This is a genomic window from Bradyrhizobium sp. P2_E8, from assembly GCF_056403875.1.
The window spans coordinates 1-10,723 of record NZ_JBFUES010000146.1; the positions used below are offsets into that span (position 1 = coordinate 1).

Here is a 10,723-nt window from a genome sequence, read left to right on the forward strand (position 1 = left end):
CATAACTGCCACGGCGGCGCTCGCCTTCGCGTTCTCCGCCAGCCAAKCCCTCGCCCAGAAGAAATATGACACCGGCGCGAGCGACACCGAGATCAAGATCGGCCAGACCGTGCCGTTCTCCGGCGCCTATTCCGTCTATGCCAATATCGGCAAGACCCAGGCCGCCTACTTCAAGATGATCAACGATCAGGGCGGCATCAACGGCCGCAAGATCAATTTGATCCAGTACGACGATGCCTATTCGCCGCCGAAGACGGTCGAGCAGGTGCGCAAGCTGGTCGAAGGCGACGAAGTGCTGTTCACCTTCCAGATCATCGGCACGGCCGCGAACGCCGCCGTGCAAAAATATCTCAACAGCAAGAAGATCCCGCAGCTGCTGGCCTCGACCGGCGCCGCACGCTTCAACGATCCGCAGAACTATCCCTGGACCATCGCCTACAATCCCAACTACGTGTCCGAGGGACGTATCTACGCCAAGTACATTCTCGCCAATCACCCCAATGCCAAGATCGGCGTGCTCTACCAGAACGACGACATGGGCCGCGACTATCTCGCCGGCCTCAAGAGCGGCCTCGGCGACAAGGCCGCCGGCATGATCGTCGGCGAAGTGTCCTACGAGGTCACCGACCCGACCGTCGATTCGCAGGTGGTCAAGCTGAAGTCGCTCGGCGCCGATCTCTTCTACGATGCCTCGACGCCGAAGTTCGCGGCGCAGGCCATCAAGAAGGTGGCCGAGCTCGGCTGGACGCCGGTGCACATCCTCGACATCAATGCGAGTCCGATCTCGGCGACGCTGAAGCCGGCCGGCCTCGACATTTCCAAGGGCATCATCTCGACCCAATACGGCAAGGAGCCGAGTGACCCGCAGTGGAAGGACGATCCGGGCGTGAAGGCCTTCTTCGCCTTCATGGACAAGTATTTCCCCGAAGGCGACAAGCTCAACACGGTCAACACCTATGCTTATTCGGTCGCCGAGTTGCTGACGCAGGTGCTGAAACAGTGCGGCGACGACCTGTCGCGCGAGAACGTGATGAAGCAGGTCGCCAACATCAAGGACTTCACCCCGAGCTTCGCGCTGCCCGGCATCAAGATCAACACCGGACCAAACGATTATCGCGTCAACAAGCAGATGCAGATGATGAAGTTCAACGGCGAGCGCTGGGAGCTGTTCGGCCCGATCATCGAGGACAACGGCCCGGCGGGCTAGCGACACAAACGGTTTCGTAGGGTGGGTTAGCCGGGCAGATGCGCGAAGCGAATCTGCTCGGCGCAACCCACCACTGTCTCTATCCGCGGTGACAGAATTGGTGGGTTACACCTAGCGGACTGCGCTTCGCGCAGCCGCAAGGCTAACCCACCCTACGAACTTGTGCGGCGTCTACTTCGGTATCTCCCCAAAATTCTTCCCCACCGGCAACACCGCGTGCCGGATCAGCCGCGAATCCTCCACGGCGGCCTGGCGATGCTTCACCGCCTCGCGGTAGACGGGATCGCGGATCATCTCGACGAAGGCGGCGACGCTTGGGTATTCGGCGATGAAGCAATGGTCCCAGCGTTCCTCCTGCGGGCCGATCAGCATCAGCTCGAACCTGCCCTGCCAGACGATGCGGCCGCCGAGGCGTTCGAACACCGGGCCGCTCTCGCGGCCATAGGCCGCATAGGCCTCCGCGCCGCTCGCCTTGCGGCCGTCCGGATAGGCAGCGTCCTTGCGCAGGCGCACCAGATTGAGCATGTGGATCGGGCCCGGGCGGTCGTTGTCCCGGAATTGCGCAAAAATCTCCTTGGTCGGATCGATGTGGCCCATAGGTACTCCCTCGCGTGTTCCCTCTCGCTTTGTGGCGGCGATCCTAGCTTCACCGTCCGATGAACGGAACTGCGGCGGGCGAATGCCGCACCTCCTAATCGCGCGTTAACGTCTGGGTAACCGGGCCTTAAACAGCGACCGCTAGCGTGCGGCGGGGCGGACTGACCGGGCGTATTGCGTATGGCGTGGGGAAAGAAAAAGGGTGGGCGGAAGGAGCCGCTGTTCGGCTTGCCCGCGGCGCTCGCCGACCTGCGCCTGACCGCGGCCGACCGCGTCCCGGGCGGCGAGGACAAGCCGAAGAAGTCTGCGAAATCATCCGCCAAGAGCAAAGCTGAGGATTCCACCGACGAGCCGCCGCGCGAGCGGAAGGCATCGGCCGGCCGCAGCGGCGCCAAGCGCCGGCCGAAGTCGCGCATCGGCGCCAGCATTGGGCGCCTGGTCTATTGGGGTGCGGTGCTGGGCCTGTGGGGCGCGATCGCCGTGATCGGCGTCGTGGTCTGGGTCGGCGCCCATCTGCCGCCGATCCAGTCGCTCGAGATTCCCAAGCGTCCGCCGACGATCCAGATCGTCGGCATCGACGGCAGCATGCTGGCGCAGCGCGGCGAGATGGCCGGCGCCAATGTCGCGCTGAAGGACCTGCCGCCATACCTGCCCAAGGCCTTCATCGCCATCGAAGACCGCCGCTTCTATTCGCATTTCGGCATCGATCCCGTCGGCATCCTGCGCGCCCTCGTCACCAACGTGCTCCATCGCGGCGTGTCGCRGGGCGGCTCGACGCTGACGCAGCAGCTCGCGAAGAACCTGTTCCTGACCCAGGAGCGCACCATGCAGCGCAAGCTGCAGGAGGCGGAGCTCGCGATCTGGCTGGAGCGCAAGCATTCCAAGAACGATATCCTGGAGCTCTATCTCAACCGCGTCTATTTCGGCTCGGGCGCCTACGGCGTCGAGGCCGCTGCGCAGCGCTATTTCGGCAAGTCGGCGAAGAACGTGACCATCGCAGAAGCCGCGATGCTGGCCGGTCTCGTCAAATCGCCGTCGCGGCTTGCGCCGAACCGCAACCCGGAAGGCGCGGAAGCGCGCGCGCAGATCGTGCTTACGGCGATGGCGGATGCAAAGTTCATCACCGAAGCGCAGGCGCAGGCCTCGATCGGCCATCCCTCCTACAACGTGAAGCCGGTCGGTGCCGGCACGGTCAATTACGTCGCCGACTGGATCGGCGAGGTGCTGGACGACCTCGTCGGCCAGATCGACGAGAGCATCAAGGTCGAGACCACGATCGATCCGAAGCTGCAGGGCGTGGCGGAAGCCGCCATCATCGACGAGCTCGCGGCCAAGAGCGTCAAGTTCAATGTCAGCCAGGGCGCGCTGGTGGCGATGACGCCCGACGGCGCCGTGCGCGCCTTGGTCGGCGGGCGGAACTATTCCGAGAGCCAGTACAACCGCGCGGTCACCGCCAAGCGCCAGCCGGGCTCCTCGTTCAAGCCGTTCGTGTACCTGACCGCGCTCGAGCAGGGCCTGACGCCCGATACCATGCGCCAGGACGCGCCGATCGAGGTCAAGGGCTGGAGACCTGAGAACTACACCCATGAATATTTCGGCGCGGTGACGCTGACCCAGGCGCTGGCGATGTCGCTCAACACGGTCGCGATCCGCCTCGGCCTCGAGGTCGGGCCGAAGAACGTGGTGCGCACCGCGCACCGGCTCGGCATCTCCTCCAAGCTCGAGCCCAACGCCTCGATCGCGCTCGGCACCTCCGAGGTCTCGGTCGTCGAGCTGGTCGGCGCCTATGCGCCGTTCGCCAATGGCGGCTTCGCGGTGACGCCGCATGTCGTCACGCGGATCAGGACGCTCGGTGGCAAGCTGCTCTACATGCGCCAGGCGGACGAGCGCAACCAGGTGATCGACCCGCGCTACGTCGGCATGATGAACACGATGATGCGGGAGACGCTGATATCAGGCACCGCCAAGAAGGCGGAGATCCCCGGCTGGCCGGCGGCCGGCAAGACCGGCACCAGCCAGGATTACCGCGACGCCTGGTTCATCGGCTACACCGCCAACCTCGTCACCGGCGTCTGGCTCGGCAATGACGACAACTCGCCGACCAAGAAGGCCACTGGCGGCGGCCTGCCGGTGGAAGTCTGGTCGCGCTTCATGCGCACCGCGCACGAGGGCGTGCAGGTGGCGAACCTACCGAGTTCGCCGGGTGGCTGGGGTCTGTCGAACCTCGCGCAGGCGGCAYCGCAAGTGTCGCCGCCGACAGCGGCCGCGCCCGGACCCGCGCCGGCGAACAATGGCGGCTATCGCCCGCCGCCCACGCGCGCCAATGCGCGGCCGGAAGCCGCCGCAGGACTCGACGGCTGGCTGATGGACCGGCTGTTTGGCGGGAACCGATAGGTTCGTCGTGAGGTCGCCATGGCCTCAAAACAAAAACTGCGAAAACAACCCCATGCGCAGTAGCCGGTGATTGCCGGCGCGATGCGCGGTGGATTGTGCGAAGCGCTTGATGCGACGACGCAAATCGAGCGAACCGCGCAATCGTCGCGACGTGCGGCGAGAATCGAGCGAGACCGGCTGATGCTGCCGCATTCTCAACTGTCATTCCCCGCGAAGGCGGGGAATCCAGTACGCCGCGGCTTCTCGATTCAATCACAACCGCCTCTGGAATACTGGATCGCCCGCTTTCGCGGGCGATGGCACCTTCCAAGACCGCCACAACGGCCCTAGTCCTCGACCCCGTACCGGTGCAGGTCATTCCCGTACGTGTCGAGCCACTTCTTGGCGCGCTCCATCGAGGGGCAGACCTTGCCGCACACGCGCCAGAACCGCGCCGAGTGGTTCATCTCGACGAGATGGGCGACCTCGTGCGCGGCGAGATAGTCGAGCACGAAGGGCGGCGCGAGGATCAGGCGCCAGGAGAACGACAGCGAGCCCGCCGAGGTGCAGGAGCCCCAGCGGCTGGACTGGTCGCGGATCGACAGGCGCTTGACCCTGACACCGAGCTCGCCGGCATAGGCTTCGGCCGAACGCTGGAGATCGTGGCGCGCCTCGCGCTTGAGGAAGTCATGGACGCGGCGGTCCGCATATTCGACCCCGCCGGCGACGCAGAGAATGCGTTCACCGCTGTCGCGCACTTCCGTCCACACCGTGCCGCGCGCACCGGCGCGATGAACGATGCGATGGGGAACGCCGCGAAGCGGTATCACTGTGCCAGGCTGGAACGGCGCCGCCTTCGGCAAACGCCCGAGACGCGCCGCGATCCATGCACCGTGACGCTGCGCGAAGTCTTTTGCTTCGGCGAGCGTGCCGCGCGGCGGCATGGTGAGGATGGCTTCGCGATCGCTCGGATGAATTCTGAGCGTGTAGCGGCGCGCGCGCCTGTGCCGACGCAGCCGAATCGCAAAAAACTGCGATCCATGGGTGATGACGAGGGTCTTTGGCTCGTGGGGCCGCCGATAAAGGAGTGCGCGAGTGGCCATGTCTGTGAGTCCGGGGAGCAGGAGTTCGCCCGGATTCTGCCATAACCGCCGCCAGGGAAAGCGCTCGGCGCAAAAACAAATCATTTGCCCAATATACAGGGGTCTGGCGTCCGGGAGACCCTACAGACTGGGGTTGGAACCCGCTTTTTTCGCCCCCGCTGGATGCATGCGACACCCCCAAGGGGTGAGGGGGGACTCACTCCTATAAGGCTACCTAAATACCGCGAATCTGGACGGAAACAGGCCCTGCCGGAACCTCCGGCTGCACCCGAATTTTCGACGGGAAAGCCGAAATACGCGATTATTCAGCTGCGAGCGCCTGCAACGAGCTCGGATTCGCTGCGGAGACCATGAAGTCGTGAATCCGCGGCATGATTTCCGACTTGAAACGCGAGCCGTTGAACACGCCGTAATGACCGACGCCCTTCTGGACGTAATGAACGCGGCGATGATCGGGGATCGAGCTGCACAATGTGTGCGTTGCTTCGGTCTGACCGAGACCAGAGATGTCGTCGTTCTCGCCTTCGACCGTCATCAACGCCACACGCTTGACCTTGGAGGGATCGACGCGGGTTCCACGATGGGTCATCTCGCCCTTCGGCAGCGAGTGCTTCACGAACACGGTGTCGACCGTCTGCAGGTAATACTCGGCGGAAAGGTCCATCACCGCGAGATATTCGTCATAGAACTCACGATGCTTGTCGACGAGATCGCCGTCGCCCTTCACCAGATGAGCGAAGAGCTGCTTGTGGGCATCCATGTGCCGGTCGAGATTCATGCTGATGAAGCCGTTGAGCTGCAAGAATCCCGGATAGACGTCGCGCATCATGCCCGGATGCGGGAACGGCACCTTGGTGATGACGTGGTTGCGGAACCAGTCGATGCCGCGCTGCTGGGCGAGGTCGTTCACGCCGGTCGGATTGCGGCGGGTGTCGATCGGGCCGCCCATCAGCGTCATCGAGGTGGGCACGAACGGATCGCGCTGCGCTTCCATGATCGAGACGGCGGCGACGACGGGCACCGAGGGCTGGCACACCGCCATGACATGGGTGTTGCCGCCGAGGACGTGCAGCATCTCGATGACGTAGTCGATGTAGTCGTCGAGATCGAAGCGGCCGTCGCTGAGCGGCACCATGCGGGCATCGGCCCAGTCGGTGATGTAGACCTCATGCGCGGGCAGGAACGCCTCGACCGTGCCGCGCAGCAGCGTCGCATAGTGGCCGGACATCGGGGCTACGATCAGCACGCGCGGCTGCGGGCTGCGCAGCGGACGGGTGAACTTGCGATCGAAATAGAGCAGCCGGCAGAACGGCTTTTCCCAGACCGAACGGATCTCGACGGGGACGCGGATGCCGTTGACCTCGGTGTCGTTGAGGCCCCATTCCGGCTTGCCGTAACGGCGCGTGGTGCGCTCGAACAATTCGCAGGCCGCGGCGACCGACTTGCCGACTTCGGTGCGCGCCCAGGGATTGAGGGGATTCTGAAACAGGAGCTTGGTCGCGTCGGTGACGGCGCGTGCCGGATTGAGAGAGGCGTGCGCCATCTCGTACATCCAGTACATCGGCGTCGTCAGAACCGGACTGCCTTCTGCAGCCAGGGGCGGTGCGCCGCCAAACTCACCAATAGGCATCGCTATATCCCTCTTCGCATCGCAGCATACTGCCGAATGCGTAATATTGCGTCAATGCATCGTCCCCGTACATCTACGTAGCGAAGACGGTTAAATCAGCCTGAATCCACGGGAAAGTGAAACTATTCGCCGGCGGACAGCAGCGAGCCGTTCTTCCTGGCGCTGCGCAAAAGGGCAAGGAATGCCCCAAAAGATGCAACCAGAAGGCCCGCATTGATGGCCAGCGCCTCCAGCATCAGGTCGGTGCGGAAGGTGTTCTCGATCAAGAGCGCGCGCATCCCCTCGAACACATAGGTCGGCGGCAGCACCCAGGCGACGACTTGCAGCCAGGCCGGCAGCACGCTGACCGGATAGTAGATGCAGGCGAGCGGCATGATCGCGAACATCAGGGTCCAGACGATGCTCTCGGCGCCGAGACCGTTTCGCAGCACGAGCCCCGAGACGAAGATGCCGACCGACCAGCTGGTGAAGATCAGATTGCAGAAGAACGCGATCAGCGGCAGGCCGAGGCTGTAGACGTTGAAATGAAACAGGAACAGCGCGAGCAGCGTCATCGGGATCACACCGATCGCGAGCCGGATCAGGCTCATGATCATGAGCGACAGCAGAAACTCGATCGGCCTCAAGGGGCTCATCATGAGGTTGCCGAGGTTGCGCGCCCACATCTCCTCCAGGAAGGAGATGGAGAAGCCGAGCTGTCCCCGGAACAGGATGTCCCAGAGGATGACGGCGCCGATCAGCGTGCCGCCAGCGCGCGCGAAGAAATTGGCGTTCTGCGCGATGTAGAGCTGGAGGAAGCCCCAGGTGATGACCTGGAGCGCCGGCCAGTAGAGCAGCTCGAGCAGCCGCGGCCAGGACGACATCAACAGGTACCAATAGCGCAGGATCATCGCGCCGATGCGCTGCATGGAGATGCCGCGGTGAAGGGAGAGCTCGGTCATCGCGGCACCGTGCAGCCCGGATGAAGCTTCGTCATTCCGGGGCGCGCGGAGCGCGAGCCCGGAATCCATAACCACAGGCGGCGATTGTGGGGCGAGACCGGTAACCCCGAGTCTTCGCCAAATTCAATCCTGTGGTTATGGATCCGGGGCTCGCGACTATGTCGCGCCCCGGGATGACGGGATCCATCCGGGCTAGGACCGAAAAATCGGGACTCCCTCATCGCGCCGCCTCCTTCTCGCCGTTCACCCGGCCGCGGGCGACGTCCAGAAACACCTCCTCCAGCGTGGTGCGGTTGTAGCGGGCCATGATGGCCTCGGGCGTGTCGTCGTCCTCGATGCGGCCGCGCTTCATGATGATGACGCGGTCGCACAGACGCTCGACCTCGAGCATGTTGTGCGAGGCCAGCAGGATGGTGGCGTTGTTCTCCTTGCGATAGCGCTCCAGATGGGCTCGCACCCAATCGGCGGTGTCAGGGTCGAGCGAAGCCGTCGGCTCGTCCAGGAGAAGCAGCTCGGGCTGGTTGATCAGCGCCTTCGCCAGCGCGACGCGGGTCTTCTGGCCGGCGGAGAGCTTGCCGTTGGCGCGGTCGATGAATTCGGTGAGGTCGAGATCGTCGGCGAGCCTGGCGATGCGGCCCGCGAGATTCTTCACCGCATAGAGCTTGCCGAAGATGGTGAGGTTCTGGCGCACCGTGAGCCGCATCGGCATGTCGACATAGGGGCTCTCGAAATTCATCCGGCCCAGCACGGAAGCGCTCTCCTCGGGCATCCTGTGACCGAGCACCCGCACGCGGCCGGAGGTCGGCAGCACCAGGCCCATGATCATCGCGATGGTCGTGGTCTTGCCGGCACCGTTGCCGCCCAACAGCCCGGTGATGCTGCCGCGCGGCAGCGAAAAGGAGATGTCGTCGACGGCGCGGGTCTGCTTGTAGACCTTGACGAGGTGATCGACCGCAATTGCCGCAGAGGAGCTGCGCTCCGCGACAGTCGGCGGACTTGAAGCTTTGTCGTTCCCGGTCATGCTGGGCCGTTCTTCTGCTATTGCAGCTGACAGCGCAAGGCTTGTAATCCGGATGGTTCCACCAGCCGCGCGTTTGTGACCAGAAGGCACCGCCACATTGGCCGACATGACCGAAATTGCCGCTTCCGACTTTCGTCCCGCGCAGCGGCATATCCGCCTGGACACCATCCTGCGGCTGCGCTGGCTCGCGGTGCTGGGCCAGCTCGCCGCGATCTTCATCGTAGCGCAGGGGCTGGAGTTCAATGTCGAGATCGTCCCCTGCGTCAGCATCATCGCCCTGTCGGCCGCGCTCAATCTGGGGCTCCAGGCCGTCTCCAATCCGCTGCAGCGGCTGGAGCCGATACAGGCGGCCGGACTGCTCGCGCTGAACATCGTGGAGCTGGCCGGACTCTTGTTCTTCACCGGCGGGCTCCAGAATCCGYTCTCGTTCCTGTTCCTCGCGCCGGTGCTGATCTCGGCGACCGCACTGCCGGCCCGCTTCACCTTCGGGCTTGGCGTGCTGGCGGTCGCCTGCGCCTCGGTGCTGTTCTTCTTCCACCTGCCGCTACCCTGGGATTCCGACGATCCGCTGGTACTGCCGCCGATCTATCTCGTCGGCGTCTGGCTCTCGATCGTGCTCGCGATCGGGGTCACCAGCCTCTACTCGTTCCAGGTGACCGAGGAGGCGCGCAAGCTTGCGGATGCGCTGGCCGCGACCGAGCTGGTGCTGACGCGCGAGCAGCATCTGACCCAGCTCGACGGCCTCGCCGCCGCCGCCGCGCACGAGCTCGGCACGCCGCTTGCGACCATCTTCCTGATCTCGCGCGAGCTGGAAAAGACGGTGAAGGACCCGGACTTTGCCGCCGATCTGAAAACCCTGCGCGAGCAGACCCAGCGTTGCCGCGACATCCTCAGCAAGATCACCCAGCTCTCCTCCACCGGTGCGCCGTTCGACCGCATGAAGCTGTCGGAGCTGATCGAGGAGGTGGTGGCCCCGCATCGCGATTTCGGCGTCGACATCAAGGTGCGGATTGCGGTGGCCGCCTTCGCCGAGCCGGTCGGCTCGCGCAACCCCGCGATCCTCTACGGCGTCGGCAACATCGTCGAGAACGCAGTCGATTTCGCCCGCACCGCCGTCGAGGTGAACGCCTGGTGGAACAAGGACACGATCGAGCTCCTGATCTCCGACGACGGCCCCGGCATTCCGCCCGATATCCTCAACCGGATCGGCGAGCCCTATCTGTCGCGGCGGCGCACCCAGGATGATGCCGTTGGCGAACGGCGCGGGCTCGGATTGGGCGTGTTCATCGCGCGCACCCTGCTCGAACGCACCGGCGCCAAGGTCTCGTTTACCAACCGGATCTTCCCGGAACACGGAGCGGTGGTCCAGATCACGTGGCCGCGACAGCGTTTTGAGGCTATCGAGACGCTTGAAGAAACAATAGGATAGGGCGCGACCTTGCGTCGCACAGAGGGCCCGATCGACCATTGGCGGCCTTGGCGCCGGCCGATTGCGAGGCCATATGTGGACGCGCAGGAGAGAGGACCAAACCTTGAACGCAATCGCCGAACTGAACGAACAGACCGACCGCTCGCTTCTCATCGTGGAGGACGACAAGCCGTTTCTGGAGCGGCTGTCGCGCGCCATGGAGACCCGCGGGTTCGCGGTGACGTCGTGTGACACCGTCTCGGACGGTCTTGCGCAGATCGGCAAGGCGGCGCCGGCCTTCGCGGTGGTCGACTTGCGCCTCGGCGACGGCAACGGCCTCGACGTGGTCTCCGCGCTGAAGAAGAAGCGCCCGGATGCGCGCGCGATCGTGCTGACCGGCTATGGCAACATCGCCACCGCGGTGACCGCGGTGAAGATGGGCG

10 protein-coding genes are annotated in these 10,723 nt (G+C 64.4%); 4 read left to right on the forward strand and 6 right to left on the reverse strand.

Annotated features, from left to right (window positions below; all coding sequences use genetic code 11):
* Nucleotide 1 precedes the first annotated feature (1 nt).
* Nucleotides 2-1,207 carry an ABC transporter substrate-binding protein gene (locus AC1D00_RS10875; protein WP_477010680.1) on the forward strand — a complete coding sequence of 402 codons (1,206 nt, stop codon included), beginning with the start codon at nt 2-4 and terminating at the stop codon, nt 1,205-1,207.
* Nucleotides 1,208-1,378: 171 nt separating this feature from the next.
* Here AC1D00_RS10875 and AC1D00_RS10880 read toward each other — a convergent pair whose 3' ends face one another.
* Entirely contained in the window at nt 1,379-1,804 is a 426-nt protein-coding gene (locus tag AC1D00_RS10880) for a DUF1330 domain-containing protein (protein WP_135175061.1), read from the reverse strand.
* Nucleotides 1,805-1,984: 180 nt separating this feature from the next.
* On the opposite strand from AC1D00_RS10880, the gene AC1D00_RS10885 reads away from it, so the two are divergent.
* Nucleotides 1,985-4,198: a transglycosylase domain-containing protein gene (locus tag AC1D00_RS10885; RefSeq protein ID WP_477010681.1), complete on the forward strand. Its 2,214-nt coding sequence runs from the start codon at nt 1,985-1,987 to the stop codon at nt 4,196-4,198.
* 24 nt (nt 4,199-4,222) lie between these two features.
* Here AC1D00_RS10885 and AC1D00_RS10890 read toward each other — a convergent pair whose 3' ends face one another.
* The 5 genes from AC1D00_RS10890 to AC1D00_RS10910 form a co-directional block, all read right to left on the reverse strand.
* Entirely contained in the window at nt 4,223-4,390 is a 168-nt protein-coding gene (locus AC1D00_RS10890) for a hypothetical protein (protein ID WP_477010682.1), read from the reverse strand.
* A gap of 134 nt (nt 4,391-4,524) precedes the next feature.
* Entirely contained in the window at nt 4,525-5,364 is an 840-nt protein-coding gene (locus AC1D00_RS10895; RefSeq protein WP_135175063.1) for a M48 family metallopeptidase, read from the reverse strand.
* A 217-nt stretch (nt 5,365-5,581) separates the two neighbouring features.
* Nucleotides 5,582-6,910: a polyhydroxyalkanoate depolymerase gene (locus tag AC1D00_RS10900; protein ID WP_135175064.1), complete on the reverse strand. Its 1,329-nt coding sequence runs from the start codon at nt 6,908-6,910 to the stop codon at nt 5,582-5,584.
* A gap of 122 nt (nt 6,911-7,032) precedes the next feature.
* The gene (locus tag AC1D00_RS10905; RefSeq protein ID WP_477010683.1) at nt 7,033-7,851 is read right to left on the reverse strand and encodes an ABC transporter permease; all 819 of its coding nucleotides are present in this window, start codon (nt 7,849-7,851) and stop codon (nt 7,033-7,035) included.
* A 217-nt stretch (nt 7,852-8,068) separates the two neighbouring features.
* Entirely contained in the window at nt 8,069-8,872 is an 804-nt protein-coding gene (locus tag AC1D00_RS10910) for an ABC transporter ATP-binding protein (RefSeq protein WP_477010684.1), read from the reverse strand.
* Nucleotides 8,873-8,978: 106 nt separating this feature from the next.
* Between AC1D00_RS10910 and AC1D00_RS10915 the strand changes: the two genes are divergently transcribed.
* On the forward strand, nt 8,979-10,301 hold the full coding sequence (locus tag AC1D00_RS10915; protein WP_477010685.1) for an ActS/PrrB/RegB family redox-sensitive histidine kinase: 1,323 nt from the start codon (nt 8,979-8,981) through the stop codon (nt 10,299-10,301).
* A gap of 103 nt (nt 10,302-10,404) precedes the next feature.
* Nucleotides 10,405-10,723: response regulator transcription factor (locus tag AC1D00_RS10920; RefSeq protein ID WP_477010686.1), on the forward strand; the 319-nt coding region annotated here is incomplete at its 3' end.